Genomic DNA, 18,046 nt, shown 5'->3' on the forward strand with positions numbered 1-18,046 from the left:
GGTGGCAGACGGATCGCTGCTGAACTATGAAGCGGCCACCTCGCACGGAATCACCGTGCTGGCCACCAGTGCCGATGGCTCGACAAGCAGTCAGAGCTTCACGGTCGATCTGAGTGACGCGGACGAATTCAATGTCGGTACAGTCACCGACATCAATGGTGCCGCCAACACAGTGGCAGAGAACGCGACCAACGGTTCTAACGTAGGTATCACCGCCAGCGCGAGCGATGCGGACGCCACCAACAACACCGTCACCTACTCACTGTCAGACGATGCCGGTGGTCGCTTCACCATCGACAGCACCACGGGCATCGTCACCGTGGCCGACGGCTCGCTGCTGAACTACGAAGCTGCCACCTCGCACAACATCACCGTGCTGGCCACCAGCTCCGACGGTTCGACCAGCAGCCAGAGCTTCACCATCCACCTGGGCGATGCCAACGAATACAGCATCAGCGCCATCGGTGACATCGATGCGACCCCCAACGGCGTGGCAGAGAACGCCGCCAACGGCACAGTGGTCGGCATCACCGCTCAGGCAGCGGACGCAGACGCCACCCTCAGCACCATCAGCTACGCCCTGTCCGATGACGCAGCCGGTCGCTTCGCGATCAACGCCGTGACAGGTGCAGTGACGGTGGCCGATGGCAGCCTGCTGGACTTTGAAACCACCACCGCCCACACCATCACGGTCGTGGCCACCAGCGCCGATGGATCGAGCACCTCCACCCAGTACACGCTGGCGGTCGCCCCGCTGAACGACAACAGCCCGATCGTCACCACGGCGACAGGCACAGCATCCAGTGGCATCAACGTTCTGGAAAATGGCAGCATGGTGGTCGTGCTGGAAGCCTTCGACGCTGATGTGCCATCCGGTGCCATGATCTACAGCATCGTCGGCGGCGCCGATGCAGGCAGCTTCAGCATTGACGCCAGCTCGGGTCAACTGCGCTTCAACACCGCACCAGACTTTGAACGGCCCACCGATCAAGGACAAGACAACACCTACAGCCTCATCGTTCAGGTCTCCGATGGTGTCCACCACAGCACCGTCGAGGTTTATGCCAGCGTCGTGAACGTCACCGAATATGTCGACACACCGGCCGTGACCTGGCCGGAGCCGATGCCGGAGATCACGCCACCCGACAGTGGCACGAGCCCGACCGAGGACAACACTCCGACCGACACGCCCGCCGATCCTGAGCCTCAGATCACCGAGCCGACGCCCACAACCCAGCCCCCGGCAAATGAACCCTCGGCGGGCGACACCAGCATGGAGAATCAGCGCGAACGCCTGTCCCTGATCATGCAAAACACCCCCAGCGCCGACACCACCGGCTTGACGCGATCGGGCCTGACGATGACGTACACCTCGACCACGTTGGCCCAGGGCTTTGAATCGCCCATGCAGTCTCTCATCAACATTGCACTGACCGCGCTGCCCGAGACGGGGGCCCAGCTCAACGCGACCCTCGGTGCGCTGGGTGTCGTCGATCTGACCATGCCAGGGCGATCCGACTTTGCCCCTGCCTCTGAGGACAAGGAAGCGGCCTTCCTGACAGACATGCCGCAGGCCCTCAAGACCAGTGGTCTGACGATTTCCCTGGGCGCCATCTGGTGGGCCACCCGAGCCAGTGGCCTGGTCACCAGCCTGATCCTCACCACACCGGCCTGGCGCACGCTGGATCCCCTGCCCGTGCTGTTCTCGCAGGATCCGGACAACGACGCCGAGCCTTCGGGCGAGTCCGATCACGAGAGTGACACCGCCGCCCGTGCCGAACAGTTGTTTGACGAACACGTCGATCAGGCACGGGACCCGGCACTCATCGGGTGAGGCGGGCGCTTCACGCTTTTTTACCAAGCGGAAACCATTCCCGGTCGTCGCCTAACACCACAGCTCCGTTGAAAGAGCAGGCCCATTCACGGGTCGCGAATCAAGGAGCAATGTATGTGGTCACACCCCCAAGGACAGATTCTGCGCCGGGTCGCATGCCTGACCGCCATGGCATCGGTTGCCACGGCCTCATGGGCAGGCCCGCGCGTCGGCAGCACATTGGGCACCCCCAGCACCTCCAGCACGACCGTGCAGGCACGCGTGATCTCGTCGACCCCCATCGTCGCCCAGGTCGCCACACCGCGCCAGGCCTGCTATGACGAGATGCGGGCGGAAGCACCGCGCAGCTCGGGTGCCGGCGCCATCATCGGTGCGATTGCGGGTGCCGCGCTCGGCAACGCCGTCGGCAAGGGCTCAGGCCGCGCCGTGGCCACCGGTGTGGGCATGATCGGAGGCGCCGTGCTGGGCAACCACATCGAGACCGACGGCCGACAGGGCGAAACCCGGTCCGTGCGCCGTTGCGAACAACAGACGGTGTACGAGAACCAGGTGGTGGCCTACAGCGTCGTGTACGAAGTGGGCGGTCAGCGCTACACCACCCAGATGCCTCAGGAACCTGGCCGGACCATCCCGGTCCAGTTGACCGTCAGCCCGGCGGTAGACACCACGCCCTACCGCGATGAGTACCGGTCACCTGTGGTTCATCAGCCGGTGGTCAGCTACGTGCGCTATGACGATGAACCCCGACACGGTCATCGCCATCATCCTCGCTGGGACCGCGAATACCGCGACTGGCGTTGAGCCTCAGAACAGGCCCATCTGCCCGTCGCTTCGCTGCGGCAATGTCTGAGGGCACGTGAATGACGAGGTATCGAGCATGGGCCCATCCCCCGTGAGCCCATGCCGAGCCCGGGCACGCACCACCCGCTGCCTGATCAGATCGGCCCACACGCCCTGCCCTTTCATCCGGCTGGAGAAGTCGGCCCGATAGTCAGCGCCGCCACGTACCTCACGGATGCGAGCCATCACGCGCTCAGCCTTGTCGGGCACATGGTGGCTCAGCCACTCCTGAAACAGCGGATTGACCTCCCAGGGCAAACGGATGACGGAGTAATGCACGCGCGAGGCCCCGGCCTGCGCAGCCGCTTCGATCAAGCGCTCGATCTCGGGCTCATTGATGAAGGGGATGATGGGGGCCACATTGACCCCGACCGGGATGCCCGCCTCGGTCAAGGTCCGCACCGTGCGCAGGCGCCGATGGGGTGCCGCCGCGCGCGGCTCCAGTCGTCTGCACAGATCCGGATCCAGCGTGGTCAGGCTGATCATCACGTAAGCCTGGCGCTGCGCCGCGGCGGCGGCAATCAGGTCGATGTCCCGCTCGATGCCACTGGACTTGGTGACGATGGTGAAGGGGTGCTGACATTCACGCAGCACCTCCAGCACAGAACGGGTGATGCCCAAGGCCCGCTCGATGGGCTGGTAGGCATCGGTGGCCGAACCGATGTTGATGGGGCTGGGCTCGTGCCGTGGCTTGCCGAGTTCGCGCCGCAGGAGCTCGGCCGCATTGACCTTGGCCACCAATCGGGTCTCGAAGTCCAGCCCGGGCGACAGATTGAGGTAGCTGTGCGTGGGCCGGGCATAGCAGTAGATGCAGCCATGCTCGCAGCCTCGGTAGGGGTTGATCGACCAGGTGAAGGGGATGTCCGGCGAGTCATTGCGCGAGAGGATGCTGCGGGCCTGCTCGTGGACCACCGAGGTCAGCGGCACGCCCTCGCGGCTGAACTCGTCCTCAGACGCGCAGGCATCGGCATCCACCACCTCGCGCGCAGCAGACTCGAAGCGATGCGCCAGGCGCGTGGCCGTGCCACGGCCCTTGAGGGGCTCGGCCCTGCGCCGATCGTCCGGCCATGCGGGTGTGTCGATGTCATCCACATCGGCATGATACTGTATTTATATACAGCACCGCCAGCATCACCCCTCGCCGTACACCAGCTCCACCTGTCCCGAGGGCATCAGCTCACGGGCCCGCTGCAGGGCTTGATCACTGGGGAAGATCCGGGACGCATCTCCCAGCTCCAGCTCGGCCCTGGCAGACAGATCAGGTGTGACGCGCTCGACCACCACCCGGATCGGCAGGCCCTGCACCGTGTCGGGCAGATCCGGCTGCCCAGAAGGCAGACGCCGCGCGGGGAACTCCCGCAGGAGATCTGCCACCGGGCAGTGCTGATCGGTGGCCTTGACCCGCAGGAAGCGCGCAAAACGTGCCCGCGCCGCGCCCAGGCTCCAGACCTGCTGCACGTTCAGGCGCAAGCCACCCGAGAAGCGATCGGTCTGCACCTTGCCCTGAATGATGACCAGTTCATCGTCCTTGAGCAGATCCTTGTTGGCGTCCAGGGTGTCCTGATTGGCCACGGCCTCGATGGTCTCGCTCTTGTCATCGAGCTTGAAGAGCGCCACGCGGCCACGCGCGCCATTGATGACACGCAGGTCGCTGATGATGCCCGCCAGCATCTGGGGCTCCCGGCTGTCCTGCGCATCACCGATGCGTTTGGCAAAGCGCCGCACTTCCTTTTCGGCGTCGTCAAAGAGATGGCCCGAGAGGTAGAAGCCGATGGCCGTCTTTTCCAGCGACAGGCGCTCCTTGAGCGTCCAGGGCTCGGCAGGCACGAGATCGGGCTCATTGGTCGACGCCGCGTGGCTGTCACCAAAATCGAACAGGCCACCCTGGTCGGCATTGGCCACGAGGGTGTCGGCGTAGTCGAAGGCCAGTGACACACTGGCCAGCAGCCCGGCGCGGTGGGGCTCCAGGGCATCGAAGGCTCCCGCCTTGATCAGGGCCTCGACCACGCGCTTGTTGACCTGCTTGCGGTCCACGCGCGCGCAGAAGTCAAAGAAGCTCTTGTAGGGCCCGTTGGCCTGGCGCTCACGCACGATGGCCTCGATGGCCCCTTGCCCCGTGCCCTTGACCGCACCGAGGGCGTAGCAGATGGTCTTGTCACCCGTCGGGATGAAACGCCACTCGCCCTGGTTGACATCCGGGGGCGTGAAGGTGATGCCGAAGTTCTGCACGGCATCGTCATGAAAGATCTTGAGCTTGTCCGTGTCGTCACTCGACACGGTCATGTTCCCTGAGAAGAACTCGGACGTGTAGTGCACCTTCAGCCAGGCCGTGTGATAGGCCAGCAAGGCGTAGGCGGCAGCGTGGGACTTGTTGAAGCCGTAGCCCGCGAACTTCTCCATCACGTCGAAGATCTCGTTGGCCAGATCCGCAGGGATGTCGTTCTTGGCCGCACCGGCGGCGAAGATGGTGCGGTGCTCGGCCATCTCCTCGGCCTTCTTCTTGCCCATGGCGCGGCGCAGCATGTCGGCGCCGCCGAGCGAGTAGCCCCCCACGCGCTGGGCCACCTGCATCACCTGCTCCTGGTAGACCATGATCCCGTAGGTTTCCTGCAGCACGCTGGCCATCAGGGGGTGCGGGTAGGTCACCTCTTCGCGCCCGTGCTTGCGGGCGCAGAAGGAGGGGATCAGGTCCATGGGGCCCGGTCGGTACAGGGCCACCAGGGCAATGATGTCCTCGAAGACGCTGGGCTTGGCGTCGCGCAGCATGCCCTGCATGCCGCGGGATTCCAGCTGAAACACGGCCACCGTCTTGCCCTCGGACAGCAGGCGGTAAGCCGCCGCATCGTCCAGCGGGATCTTGGCGAAATCGAAGTCCTTCTGGTCCGGGTGCCGGGCCATGATGAACTCCTTGGCTGTCTCCAGGATGGTCAGCGTGGCCAGGCCCAGAAAGTCGAACTTCACCAGGCCGATGGCCTCGACGTCGTCCTTGTCGTACTGGCTGACCGCGCTGTCGCTGCCGGGCTGCATGTACAGCGGGCAGAAGTCGGTGATCTTGCCAGGGGCGATCAGCACGCCCCCGGCGTGCATGCCGATGTTGCGCACCATGCCTTCGACGCGCGTGGCCAGCTCCAGCAGCGAGGCCACCTCTTCTTCGGCGGCTTCGCGCTGCTCCAGCTCGGGCGCCTCCTTGCGGGCGTAAATGATGCCAGGGTCGGGCTCGGCCGGCACCTTGGCCAGGGTCACCGTCTTGCCAGGTGGCGCGGGGATCAGCTTGGCGATGCCATCGACATGGCCGTAGCCCATGCCCAGCACGCGGCCCACATCGCGCAGCGCGGCCTTGGCCGCCATGGTGCCGAAGGTGGCGATCTGCGAGACGGCATCGCGCCCGTAGCGGTCCTTCACGTAGTCGATGACGCGGTCGCGGTTGCCCTGGCAGAAGTCGATGTCGAAGTCAGGCATCGACACGCGCTCGGGGTTCAGGAAGCGCTCGAACAGCAGGTTGTACTTGAGCGGATCCAAGTCGGTGATCTTGAGGGCATAGGCCACCAGCGAGCCGGCCCCTGAGCCCCGGCCCGGCCCCACGGGGCAGCCGTTGTTCTTGGCCCAGTTGATGAAGTCCGCCACGATCAGGAAGTAGCCGGGAAAGCCCATCTTCAGAATCGTGTTGATCTCGAACTCCAGGCGCTCGACGTACTCCGCCCGCCGGGACTCCCGCACGGTCTCATCTGGAAAGAGGTGCACCAGGCGCTCTTCCAGCCCCTCGAAGGACAGCTCGCGGAAGTAGTCCGCCATGGGTTGGGGCTCGCCGTTGGGCAGGATCGGCGTCGGGAAATTGGGCAGTTGCGGCTTGCCCAGCACCAGGGTCAGCGAACAGCGACGCGCAATGGCCACCGTGTTGGCCAGGGCCGAGGGGATGTCGGCAAACAGGGCCTGCATCTCGGCCGAGGTCTTGAAATACTGCTCACGGGTGAAACGCTTGACCCGGCGTGGGTTGCCCAGGGTCTCCCCTTCGGCGATGCAGGTGCGCGCTTCGTGGGCGCCAAAGTCATCTGGGGTCGAGAACTGGATCGGGTGGGTGGCCACCACCGGCAGGCCCAGCCTGGCCGCCAGGGGCACGGCGCCACGGATGTGGGTTTCGTTGGTGGGGTGCCCGGCGCGCTGCAGCTCGATGTAGAAGCGCCCCGGAAAGGTCTCGGCCAACTTGCGCGCCTGGGCCTCGGCCCGGGCGTCATCGCCGTGGATGAGGGCCAGCCCCACCGCGCCCAGATCGGCCCCGGACAGGCAGATCAGCCCCTCGTTGTTGGCCGCCAGGGAGGCCCAGTGCACCCAGGCGTGGCTGCGCTGGCCCGGTGCCGTCCAGGCCTCGCCCAGCAACTCGCACAGGCGCAGATAACCCTGGCGGTTCTGGATCAGCAGCAGCAGGCGGGTCGGCGCCTTGCCGTGCTCTTCAGGCTCCAGCCAGACATCGGCCCCGATGATGGGCTGCACCCCCTTTTTCTGCGCTGCCTTGTAGAGCTTGACAGCACCAAACAGGTTGCTCAGGTCGGTGACGGCCACGGCCGGCTGGCCGTCCTTGGCCGCGGCCTTGACCAGGTCGTCGATGCGGACGGTGCCGTCAACGACCGAAAATTCCGTGTGGGAGCGCAGATGTACGAATGCCATGCGGGCATTGTAAGAAGCCTGGTGCCCGTGGAGCCGCCCGGTCCTCAGAGACTGTCGGTGGCGCCCCGAAACTCGCGCGGCGTCATGCCCATCCAGCGCCGAAAGGTGCGGCTGAAGTTGGAGGTGTCCTGGTAGCCCAGGCGCTCGGCAATGGCCTCCACACTCAGGGGCGTCTGCACCAGCAGCCAGCAAGCCAGCTCTTCCCGCACGCCATCGAGCAACTGCTGGTAAGTCACGCCTTCTTCGCGCAAATGCCGGATCAAGGTGCGGGCAGACACGTGTTCGATCTCGGCCATCTGCTCCAGCGTGGGGTACTGGCCCTCACAGGCGACCAGACGCTGCTGCACACGCACGGTCACGTTGCCCTTTTCCTGCTGCGTCAGCAAGCGCTCACAATCGCGCCAGGCCACCCGGTAGGCATCGGCATCGGGCGCCAGACTGGGGCAGGTCAGCAAGTCCATCGGCAGATCGATGCGCAGGGCCGGTGCCCCGAAGGTGCACTGCGGACAGAAGTCGCGATAGGCCTGCGCGCACGCAGGCTCATCGAAGGGCCAGTGGATGGTGACGCGCGTGCGCAGATCCTGCCCGGTGATCGTTTCCATCAGGCGGATCATGGCCCCCGCGAAATGCCCCATCAGATACTCGCGGACCTCGTCGACCATCAGGTCTTCTCGCAACAGCAGGGCCAGTCCCCCCTCGGTCTGCACCTCGAAGTGGGCCACGCGCTGGCGCAGGGCCGCAAACCGCTGGATCACCATCAGGACCTGCCCGACATGGCTGGCGGCCATGGCTGCATACCCTGGCGCACCGTGGGCAGACAACTGCGTGCTCTGACCCACCACCAGCCCCAGCCACGGGCAAGCGCTCAAGGCCAGGGCCCGCAACACGACGCGACGCACCTGCTCCAGGCTCAGGAACAGATGGCTGGCGTGCAGTTCCTCCCAGCTCAAGCGCGTGCCCTGCAGGATCTCGGTCTCGCTGAAGCCCCGACGCCGCAACTCCGCGCACAGGAGGCGCACATAGACCGGGTGCAGCGAAGGCTTCAGCCAGGTGTCTGGCGGGTGCATCGACATCGTTTCAGTGAGGGTGCAATTGTCACAATATGACGATATTGTGCCAGCACAAACGGTGTTGCGCGTCAAGCCAAAAACGCAAGATCTGCTCATGTATCAACCGACCTGAGGAATGTCCGCATGAGCTCTGTCCTGCCCCTCCCGACCGACCAGCCACCCGCCTACCGTGACCGCAAACGCCTGATGTGGCTGCTGTCGGTGGTGGGCCCTGCGGCGGTCACCATCGGGCCCGTGGCCCACCTGATGGGCGCCACTTCCGAGGCCTGGTACTTCGTGGCCATCGCCTTCTTCTACGGTGCCATCCCCCTGCTGGACTGGCTGCTGGGTGAAGACCTGAGCAACCCGCCCGAATCCGTGGTGCCCCGCCTGGAGGCCGACCGCTATTACCGCTGGATCAACTACGCCGTGGTGCCGGTGCTGTGGGGCAGCCTGCTGTTCAACTGCATCTTCCTGGCCACGCATGAGCTGTCGTGGATGGCCTGGCTGGCCACTGTGATCATCACGGGCTCGATGCTGGGCTTTGGCCTGAACCTCAGCCACGAACTGGGCCACAAGAAGGATTGGCTGGGCCGCAAGATCGGTCTGTTCAACTCGGCCCTGGGTGGCTACGGCCACTTCTCGGTGGAGCACAACCGTGGGCACCACCGGCACGTGGCCACCCCCGAGGATCCGGCCTCCTCCAAGATGGGCGAGACCATCTACCGCTTCGTCTTTCGCGAGTTGCCCGGCGCCTATTTCCGCGCCTGGGATCTGGAGACCGAGCGCCTGGAACGCCAGGGTCAATCGCCCTGGAGCCTGAACAACGAGATCATCCAGGCGGGCCTGCTCACCCTGGCGCTGTACGGCGGGCTCATCGCGGTCTTCGGCCCAAAGATGGTGCCGGTGCTGGCCGTGGTGGCGTTCTGGGGAGCCTTTCAGCTGACCTCGGCCAACTACATCGAGCACTATGGGCTGCTGCGCCAGAAGCTGCCGGACGGTCGCTACGAGCATTGCCAGCCCCACCACTCCTGGAACAGCAACCACATCGTCTCCAACCTGATCGTGTTCCACCTGCAGCGCCATTCGGATCACCACGCCAACCCGACCCGCAGTTACCAGTCCTTGCGCAACTTCCCTGAGTTGCCCACCCTGCCATCGGGCTACTTCGGTATGTTCCTGGCGGCCTACGTGCCCCCGATCTGGTTTGCCATCATGGACAAGCGTGTGATCGCCACGGTCGGCGGGGATGTCAAGCGCATCAACTTCCTGCCAGCCCAGCGGGCCCGGATCATGCGCCAGTTCGGTCTGCGCGAGCAAGCCTGACTTTCTACAATGCAGGGATGAGCACCGTTCTGAACATCTCGTCCTACAAGTTCGTCACGCTGGATGACGCACCCGCCCTGCGCGAGCGCCTGCATGCCCACGCGCAGGCGCTGGGCCTCAAAGGCACGGTGCTGCTGGCCCAGGAGGGCATCAACCTGTTCCTGGCCGGGCCGGCCGAGGCCGTGCGCGGCTGGGTCGCCGACCTGAAGCAAGATGCCCGCTTTGCCGACCTCGAGCCCAAGGAGAGCTGGTCCGACACCGTGCCCTTCAAGAAGCTGCTGGTCAAGGTGAAGGGCGAGATCATCCGGATGAACCATCCGACCATCCGCCCCGACATCCGCGGGTCGGCGGGACGCGCACCGGCCGTGAGCCCCGAGACCCTGCGCCGCTGGCTGGACCAGGGGCGGGACGACGAGGGCCGCCCCGTGGTCACCCTGGACACGCGCAATGCCTTCGAGGTGGACTACGGCACCTTCAGGGACACCATCGACTGGCGCATCGGCAAGTTCAGCGAGTTTCCCGCCCAGGTGCAGGCCCACAAGGACGCGTTCAAGGACAAGACCGTGGTGAGTTTCTGCACCGGAGGCATCCGCTGCGAGAAGGCAGCGCTGTACATGCAGGAGGTCGGCATCGAGCACGTCTACCAGCTGGAAGGCGGCATCCTCAAGTATTTCGAACTCACCGATGGTGCGCACTGGCAGGGCCAGTGCTTCGTGTTCGATGAGCGGGAGGCGCTGGGCTGCGCCCTGGAGCCACGGCAGGCGCCCTCGCCCGAATCACCCTGAGCGGGTGATCAGGACGATTGTTCGGCCCGCTGCTCCAGCAAGGCCACCAGCCCTTCGTAGGGCAGCATATTGGTGCGCACGACCTCGTCGATCGGCACCACAAAGCCGTCCTGCATCCAGCGGGCGGCCAGCAAAACGTTCAGGCCGATCATGCCGTCGGCCAGCAGGTCCAGGTTGACCTCTTTCAGATGCGCGGGCGGCACCAGCCGCGTCAAGTGCAGTTTGAGCAGGCCCGAGTAGTCACGGGCGGTCTCGCCGCTCAGGCGGGCCACTTCACTGTCCACCCCCAGCGCGTCGACCAGCATGATGCGGCCGCGCCTCGGGTCGTCCTGGATGAACTCCAGGAACACGCGCAAGGCCGGCCTCAGGGCCCCCAGGGCCGTGACCTCCCGCAGGCTTTCGAGCACCGCCATCGTGCGGGCCATCAGTTGCGTGCGCAACTCGCCATACACCGCCACGAACAGGTCGGGCAGGCTGTTGAAGGACTCGTAGAAATAGCGCTCGGTCAGGTGGGCGGCCACGCAGACCTCTCGCACCGTGGACGCATGAAACCCCTTGGTGCCAAACACCTCCAGCGCGCCATCGATCAACTTGTCGTGACGCTGCCGCTGCCGCTCTTCGGGCAGCACGCCGCCATATCGGCGTCGATTCGGGGGGGTGAGGGCTGGATTTTCGGTGTCCATAGGGATCGCTATATTGACATGATCCATTGTCAAAGATATTGTGACAATAATTCTTGTCACAAATCAAGCTCCCGCAAGGTTGATTCCCGTATGAAACCCAACGAATTCAGCACCCCTGCCCCGGGTCGCACCAGCCCTCAGGGCGTGGAAACCGCCCGCGTCATCGTGGTCGGCACGGGCTTTTCCGGCCTGTGCATGGGCGTCAAGCTGCGGGAGGCGGGCGAGCACAACTTCATCATGCTGGAGCGTGCCGGCGATGTCGGCGGCACCTGGCGCGACAACCACTACCCAGGCTGCGCCTGTGATGTGCCCTCGCACCTGTACTCCTTCTCCTTCGAGGCCAACCCCGACTGGTCGCGCATGTACGCACCCCAGCCCGAGATCTATGCCTACCTGCGCCGCTGCGCCGAGAAGTACGACCTGATCCGGCATGTGCGCTTCAACGCCAACATGGTGGGCGCGCGCTATGACGAGGCCCGCCGCGTGTGGCGCCTGCAAGCCGAAGACGGCCGTGTCTTCGAGAGCGAGATCCTGGTCTCCGGCATGGGCGGCCTGAGCAACCCGGCCATCCCGGACATCCAGGGCTTGGATCGCTTCGAAGGCACCACCTTCCATTCAGCCACCTGGAACCACGATTACGACTTCACCGGCAAGCAGGTGGCCGTGATCGGCAGTGGCGCCAGTGCCATCCAGTTCGTGCCCAGGATCGCCCCCCTGGTCGACCAGCTTCATTACTTCCAGCGCACGCCGCCCTGGGTGGTGCCCAAGGATGACCGTCCCTTGAAGGACTCCGAGCGCGCGGACTTCGCGGCCAACCCCTGGCGCCAGCGCATCGAGCGCATCAAGCTGTACTGGATGATGGAGTTGCGCTTCCTGGCCTTCAAGTTCAAGCCCGAGTGGATGGGGCTGGTGGCCAAGGTGGCCAAACACAAGATCGCCCAGGCCACACCGAACCCGGAACTGCGTGCCAAGCTCACGCCCGACTACACGCCGGGCTGCAAGCGCCTGCTGATCTCCAACGACTACTACCCCGCTCTGGCTCGCACCAATGTGAACGTCGTGACAGAAGGCATCCGGGAGATCACTGCCCGGGGCGTGGTCACGCAAGACGGCATCGAGCGCCCGGTAGACGCCATCGTGTTCGGCACCGGCTTCAAGGTGCAGGACCCGATCCCGCCCGGAACGGTCTTCGGGCGTGGCGGCCAGGACCTGGCCGAGGTCTGGAAAGATGGCCCCGAAGCCTATATGGGCATCACCGTGGCCGGTTTCCCCAATTTCTTCATCCTGATGGGCCCCAACACCGGACTGGGTCACAATTCCATGGTCTTCATGATCGAGTCCCAGGTGCATTACGTCATGGAAGCACTCAAGACCATGAAGGAGCACCGCATCCGGGCCCTGGACGTCAAGCCCCAGGCCCAGAAGCAGTTCATCGACCAGGTGCAGGACGATCTGCGCTCGACCGTGTGGAACTCCGGCTGCAAGAGCTGGTACCTCAATGACAAGGGCCGCAATGTGTCGCTGTGGCCGGGCTTCACCTTTGCCTACCGCTTCAAGACACGCAGCTTCAAGCTCAACAAATACAACGTGGAACGCGCATGAGCATTCAATCTTTCATCGTCAATCTGGTCCTTCGGTGGCAGTTCAAGAACGGCAGCAAAGGCGGACTGAATGTCTCGCACGCCCGCGCCAAGGTCAACAAGATGGCCGAGCGCTACCCCGCCCCACCCAAGAACATCACGCACACCCCCGTGCCCGCCCAGGCGGCCAAGGGCCTGTGCCCGGCCGAATGGCTGAGCGTGGCCCAGCCCCAGCGCACGGTGCTGTACTTCCACGGCGGCGGCTATTTCTTCTGTGGCCTGACCACGCACCGCCCCACGTGTGCCTACCTGGCCCGCACCGCACAGGCCCGGGTGCTGTCGGTGGACTACCGCATGGCCCCCGAGAACCCCTTCCCAGCCGCTGTGGATGACGCGGTCGCCTGGTGGAAGGAGCTGCTGGCTCAGGGCGTGAACCCTGCCGAGGTGGTGTTCGGGGGAGACTCCGCCGGTGGCGGCCTGGCCCTGGCCTGCATGCTGGCCGCGCGTGAGCAGGGCCTGCCCATGCCCGCCGGCGCCCTGCTGTTCTCGCCGTGGACCGACTTGTCGGGCTCGGGCGAAACCATGCGCACCAAGGCCGACGATGACGTCATGTTCAACCCTGCCCTGCTGCCCGAAGCCGCTGCGCTCTACCTCAACGGGCGCCCGGCCACCGAGCCGCTGGCATCGCCCCTGTTTGCAGACCTCCATGGCCTGCCCGAGCTGCTGATCTTCGCCAGCGAACATGAAATCCTTCTGGCCGACTCGACCCGCCTGCACGACAAGGCCCGCCAGAGCGGCGTCAAGAGCACGCTGATCACCCGCAAGCGCCTGCCCCATGTGTGGCCCACCATGATCATGCTGCCCGAGGCCCGCCAGGACCTCAAGAAGTCCGGCGACTTCATCACCCGCATCACCCAGACCTCCAACCAGGCCAAAGCGGCCTGAACCCGGACACCGCATGAAAGACTTCAAGAACAAGGTGGCCGCCATCACCGGCGCGGCCTCCGGCATGGGCCGCACCCTGGCACTCGAACTGGCTCGCCGTGGCTGCCATCTGGCGCTGTCCGACGTCAACGAGGCAGGCCTGACCGAAACGGCCGAGATGGCACGCAAGCTGGGCGTCAAGGTCACCACCCAGAAGCTGGATGTGTCCAAGCGCGAGGCGGTGTTCGCCTGGGCCGATCAGGTAGCCACCGATCACGGCAAGGTCAACCTGATCTTCAACAACGCCGGTGTGGCCTTGACCGTCAACCTCGACATGGTCCAGCAAAGCGATTTCGAGTGGATCATGGGCATCAACTTCTGGGGGGTGGTCTACGGCACCCAAGCCTTCCTGCCCCACCTCAAGAAGTCCGGTGACGGCCACATCATCAACACCTCCAGCCTGTTCGGCCTGATGGCCGTGCCCAGCCAGGGCACCTACAACGCCTCCAAGTTCGCCGTGCGTGGCTACACCGAGGCCCTGCGCATGGAGCTGGAAATGGCAGGCGAGGGCGTGAGCGCCACCTGCGTGCACCCCGGCGGCATTGCCACCAACATCGCCAAGGCTGGTCGCATCGACCCGCAGATGGAGAAGGTCTCGGGCATGAGTGCGGACAAGCAGCGCAAGCTGGCTGACAAGCTCATCAACGTCACCACGGCCGAAGACGCTGCCCTGCAGATCCTCAAGGCCGTCGAGAACAACGAGCGGCGCGTGCTCGTCGGCAACGACGCCAAGATGCTGGACAAGGTCATTCGCCTGCTGGGCTCGGCCTACCAGGTGCTGGTAATGCGCCAGGTGCGGCGCATGAAAACGCCACGGTAACCCTCGGTGGTGGGCCCTGAGCGGGCCCCGATAATGTTGGTATGACCTGGCTGAAACGCATGTTCTGGACCGCCGTGGTGTTGAGCTTCGGCGTGGCCATGGTGGTCTGGGCCACCTGGGAGCCCGACCGGCAACTTGGCGCCCTCGTGGCACGGTGGGCACCTGCGCCCTCCTCGTTCATCGAGCTCGACGGGATGCAGGTGCACATCCGTGACATCGGCCCCCGCGATGACCCGACCCCCATCGTGCTGCTGCACGGCATGGCGTCGAGCCTGCACACCTACGAAGCCTGGCAGAACGCGCTCAAAGACAAGCACCGCGTCATCAGCGTGGACCTGCCCGGCTTTGGCCTGACGGGCCCCAGCCCTCAGGGTGAATACCGCAGCGAGGCCTACACGCGCTTCGTGCTCCGCCTGCTGGATTCCGTGGGCGTGCAGCATGTGGTCCTGGGTGGCAATGCCCTGGGGGGTGAGGTGGCCTGGCAGACCGCCTTGCTGGCGCCCGAGCGGGTACGCAAGCTCATCCTCATCGACTCCGATGGCTACCAACTCTCGCCCCTGTCCCAGCCCATCGCCTTCCAGATCGCTGGCGCACGGGGTTTGCGCTGGGTGTCCGAGCGCATCCTGCCGCGCAGCATCATCGAATCCAGCGTTCGCAATGTGTACGGGGACCCCGACAAGGTCACCCAGGAGCGCGTCGATCGCTATTTCGAGCTGGCCCTGCGCGTGGGCAACCGTCGCGCCCTGTTCCAGCGCATGGACCAGAGCGAATCCGGCGCCAAACAGCACCTGATCCGTCAGATCAAGCAACCGACCCTGGTGCTGTGGGGCGCCCGGGACGGCATGGTGCCCGTCGAGTTTTCCTACCGTTTCTGCAAGGACATCCCCAACTGCACGCTGGTGCTGTTCCCGGAGCTGGGCCACATCCCCCAGGAAGAAGATGCGGTCAAGACCCTGCGACCCGTCCTGCGTTTCCTGGCGCGGAACTGATCGGCGCAGCCCCGAGCGGCCACCCCACTCAGGCCGTCTTGCGCCAGTGCGCCTGACGCACCACGGAATGCACCACCTTGCCCAGCACGGCGTCCAGTTCAGGCTTGAGCAAGCTGCCATCGTCCGCGAAGGCATGGTCGGCGGCGGGCAGGCCCAACTGCTCTGGCACCACCACCATGGCGAAGTTCGTGCTCAGATAGGTGCGCACGATGGGCAGGGCCCGCAAGCCCCCCAGGGCACCGGGCGATGCTGCCAGCAGACCCACGGGCTTGCCTGCGGTCGCGCCCGTTCCTGAGGGCAGATCGCCTTGCGCCACGACGGTCGACAGCCAGTCAAAGGCGTTGATGAACAGGGGCGTGGGCAGCGCGTTGTACTCCGGGCTGGCCAGCAGCAGACCGTCATGGCTGGCGAACAATTCGCGCAGCGCCAGGGCGCCCTGGGGCATGCCCTGGGTCTGCTGCAGATCGGCATCAAAGACCGGCAGGTTCAGCGCACGCAGATCCACGGGCGTGATCTGAGCCCCCAGTGCCTCGGCCTTGCGGCCCGCCAGTTGCAACAGGCGGGTGTTCAAGGATCCCTGGCGGGCGCTGCCCGAGATCAGCAGCAATCGGGGCGCGGAAGAAAAAGTCGTCATGGTGTGGCCTCAGTCATCGATCCGGGAATGTTACCCTTGCGGCATGTTCAGTTATCGACACGGCTTCCACGCTGGCAACCATGCCGACGTGCTCAAGCACACCGTCCTCGTGCAGTTGCTTGAGCACCTGCTTCAGAAAGACAAGGCCTTCTGGGTGATCGACACCCACGCGGGCGGGGGCGTCTACGACCTCCTCTCAGGCTACGCCACCAAGAGCGGCGAGGCCCAGGGGGGCATCCACAAGCTGTGGGCTCACCGCAAGGACCGCGATCTGCCCGCTGCGCTCAAGGACCTGATCGAGCAGGTCGAGGTCTGCAACACCGGCGATCAGTTGCGCTGGTATCCGGGCTCGCCTCAGATCGAGGCGCAAATGCTGCGCCCGGGAGACCACCTGCGCCTGTACGAGCTCCACCCGACCGAAAGCCGCGCCCTGCTGACCCACTTTGCCGACGTCAAGCGTGGCGTGAGCATCCAGATTGCTGACGGGTTTGCCGGCCTCAAGGGCTGCCTGCCCCCACCGCCCAAGCGCGGACTGGTCCACATCGACCCGCCCTACGAGCTCAAGGAAGACTACCGTCGCGTGCTCAACACGCTCAAGGAATCCCTGGCCCGCTTCCCCACGGGCACCTACGCCATCTGGTATCCCCAGGTGGCGCGCCGCGAAGCCGATCTGCTGCCCGAGCAGCTCAAGAAGCTGGCACCCGGCAAATGGCTGCATGTCAGCCTGCGCGTGAGGGCCACAGCCCGCGACGGCCTGGGCCTGCACGGCAGCGGCATGTTCGTGGTCAACCCACCGTGGACGCTCTACGACACCTTGGCCGAAGCCCTGCCCTGGCTGGTGGAGAACATCGGCATCGACGACCACGCTGCCTACGTGCTGGAAGCCGACATCCAGTAAGCACCACGCCCGCCCGATGAACTCGCGCCGCCATGTGCTGACCCCCGATGCGCTGGAAATGATGGACACCATCGAGCGCACAGGCAGTTTTGCCGCCGCAGCGCGCGAGTTGGGCAAAGTGCCCTCGGCCCTGACCTACAGCGTGCGCCAGCTCGAAGATGCGCTGGACGTGCTGCTGTTCGACCGCCGCAGCCGTCAGGCCCGCCTGACCGCCGCCGGTCAGGAGCTGCTCACCGAAGGACGCCGTCTGCTGGCGCAGATGGACGCGGTGGCCAACCGGGTGCAACGTGTGGCCTCGGGCTGGGAGACACAACTGACCATCGCCGTTGACAGCGTGATCAGCCCGGCCCCGCTGTTCGACCTGATGCAGGCCTTCTACGAGCTGTCACCTCCCACCCGGCTCAAACTGCGCCACGAGGTGCTCAGCGGCACCTGGGAGGCCCTGTCCACAGGCCACGCAGACCTGGCCATCGGCGTGACGGCCGGGCGCACGGCGGCCACGGATGTGCGCCTGGACACCCTTGGCGAGATCGAGTTCGCCTTCGTGGTATCCCCTCACCATCCCCTGGCCCCACGCCCCGAACCCCTGAACGCCGCCGAGCTCATGTCCCACCGGATCGTGGCCGTGGCAGACAGCACCCGCAGCCTCGACAGCCTCACCGTGGGCATCCTGCCCGGTCAGGATGTGCTGACCCTGGCCTCCATGCCCGACAAGCTCGAAGCCCTGCGCCGCGGCCTGGGCTGCGGCTTCCTGCCCGCCAACCTCGTCGACGCCGACTTGCAGCAAGGTCGACTGGTTCGCAAAAGGGTCGACCAGCCCCCGCGCATCGCGGCGGTGCACTATGCCTGGCGTCAGCAAGGTGCCCAACCCGGCAAGGCCCTGGGCTGGTGGCTGGAACAACTGGGCAGTCAGGCCACCCGCACCGCCTTGTTGTCGGCCACCCACCCCTGCGCCTGAGGTG

General features: G+C 65.3%; 15 protein-coding genes. 10 read left to right on the forward strand and 5 right to left on the reverse strand.

Annotated elements, in window-relative coordinates; translation table 11 throughout:
• A partial coding sequence (locus VFW84_RS11890) for a cadherin repeat domain-containing protein (protein WP_329680669.1) occupies window positions 1-1,834 on the forward strand: 1,834 nt, incomplete at its 5' end.
• 114 nt (window positions 1,835-1,948) lie between these two features.
• On the forward strand, window positions 1,949-2,635 hold the full coding sequence (locus VFW84_RS11895) for a glycine zipper 2TM domain-containing protein (protein ID WP_329680670.1): 687 nt from the start codon (window positions 1,949-1,951) through the stop codon (window positions 2,633-2,635).
• Window positions 2,636-2,638: 3 nt separating this feature from the next.
• Here VFW84_RS11895 and VFW84_RS11900 read toward each other — a convergent pair whose 3' ends face one another.
• From VFW84_RS11900 to VFW84_RS11910, 3 genes are read right to left on the reverse strand one after another with little or no spacing between them, the layout of a single operon-like run.
• Window positions 2,639-3,766: a PA0069 family radical SAM protein gene (locus VFW84_RS11900; protein ID WP_329680671.1), complete on the reverse strand. Its 1,128-nt coding sequence runs from the start codon at window positions 3,764-3,766 to the stop codon at window positions 2,639-2,641.
• Window positions 3,767-3,805: 39 nt separating this feature from the next.
• A complete protein-coding gene (gene dnaE, locus VFW84_RS11905; protein ID WP_329680672.1) occupies window positions 3,806-7,336 on the reverse strand; it encodes a DNA polymerase III subunit alpha in 3,531 nt (1,176 codons plus the stop codon).
• A 44-nt stretch (window positions 7,337-7,380) separates the two neighbouring features.
• Window positions 7,381-8,409, reverse strand: coding sequence for a helix-turn-helix transcriptional regulator (locus VFW84_RS11910; protein ID WP_329680673.1), 1,029 nt, complete (start codon window positions 8,407-8,409; stop codon window positions 7,381-7,383).
• Window positions 8,410-8,529: 120 nt separating this feature from the next.
• On the opposite strand from VFW84_RS11910, the gene VFW84_RS11915 reads away from it, so the two are divergent.
• Window positions 8,530-9,711, forward strand: a complete 1,182-nt coding sequence (locus VFW84_RS11915) for an alkane 1-monooxygenase (RefSeq protein ID WP_329680674.1) — start codon at window positions 8,530-8,532, stop codon at window positions 9,709-9,711.
• 17 nt (window positions 9,712-9,728) lie between these two features.
• Window positions 9,729-10,496 (forward strand): sulfurtransferase, encoded by a 768-nt coding sequence (locus VFW84_RS11920; protein WP_329680675.1) that lies wholly within the window; start codon window positions 9,729-9,731, stop codon window positions 10,494-10,496.
• A gap of 8 nt (window positions 10,497-10,504) precedes the next feature.
• Here VFW84_RS11920 and VFW84_RS11925 read toward each other — a convergent pair whose 3' ends face one another.
• Window positions 10,505-11,179, reverse strand: a complete 675-nt coding sequence (locus tag VFW84_RS11925; RefSeq protein WP_329680676.1) for a TetR/AcrR family transcriptional regulator — start codon at window positions 11,177-11,179, stop codon at window positions 10,505-10,507.
• 90 nt (window positions 11,180-11,269) lie between these two features.
• Here VFW84_RS11925 and VFW84_RS11930 point away from each other — a divergent pair, with 90 nt between their 5' ends.
• Genes VFW84_RS11930 through VFW84_RS11945 form a run of 4 tightly spaced genes read left to right on the forward strand, consistent with a single transcriptional unit; the run spans window position 11,270 to window position 15,552 of the window.
• A complete protein-coding gene (locus tag VFW84_RS11930) occupies window positions 11,270-12,781 on the forward strand; it encodes an NAD(P)/FAD-dependent oxidoreductase (protein ID WP_329680677.1) in 1,512 nt (503 codons plus the stop codon).
• Entirely contained in the window at window positions 12,778-13,704 is a 927-nt protein-coding gene (locus VFW84_RS11935) for an alpha/beta hydrolase (protein WP_329680678.1), read from the forward strand. Before VFW84_RS11930 ends, VFW84_RS11935 begins: the two co-directional genes overlap by 4 nt.
• 13 nt (window positions 13,705-13,717) lie before the next feature.
• The gene (locus tag VFW84_RS11940) at window positions 13,718-14,563 is read left to right on the forward strand and encodes an SDR family oxidoreductase (RefSeq protein ID WP_329680679.1); all 846 of its coding nucleotides are present in this window, start codon (window positions 13,718-13,720) and stop codon (window positions 14,561-14,563) included.
• A 41-nt stretch (window positions 14,564-14,604) separates the two neighbouring features.
• Window positions 14,605-15,552, forward strand: a complete 948-nt coding sequence (locus tag VFW84_RS11945) for an alpha/beta hydrolase (RefSeq protein ID WP_329680680.1) — start codon at window positions 14,605-14,607, stop codon at window positions 15,550-15,552.
• Between the two features lie 28 nt (window positions 15,553-15,580).
• Here VFW84_RS11945 and VFW84_RS11950 read toward each other — a convergent pair whose 3' ends face one another.
• Entirely contained in the window at window positions 15,581-16,186 is a 606-nt protein-coding gene (locus VFW84_RS11950) for an NAD(P)H-dependent oxidoreductase (RefSeq protein WP_329680681.1), read from the reverse strand.
• A 43-nt stretch (window positions 16,187-16,229) separates the two neighbouring features.
• Here VFW84_RS11950 and VFW84_RS11955 point away from each other — a divergent pair, with 43 nt between their 5' ends.
• Both VFW84_RS11955 and VFW84_RS11960 read left to right on the forward strand, forming a co-directional pair.
• On the forward strand, window positions 16,230-17,084 hold the full coding sequence (locus VFW84_RS11955) for a 23S rRNA (adenine(2030)-N(6))-methyltransferase RlmJ (RefSeq protein ID WP_329680682.1): 855 nt from the start codon (window positions 16,230-16,232) through the stop codon (window positions 17,082-17,084).
• Between the two features lie 16 nt (window positions 17,085-17,100).
• Window positions 17,101-18,042 (forward strand): LysR substrate-binding domain-containing protein, encoded by a 942-nt coding sequence (locus tag VFW84_RS11960; protein WP_329680683.1) that lies wholly within the window; start codon window positions 17,101-17,103, stop codon window positions 18,040-18,042.
• Window positions 18,043-18,046 lie beyond the last annotated feature (4 nt).

The sequence above is a fragment of the Aquabacterium sp. genome, from assembly GCF_036279655.1.
Classification (GTDB): Bacteria; Pseudomonadota; Gammaproteobacteria; order Burkholderiales; family Burkholderiaceae_C; genus Aquabacterium.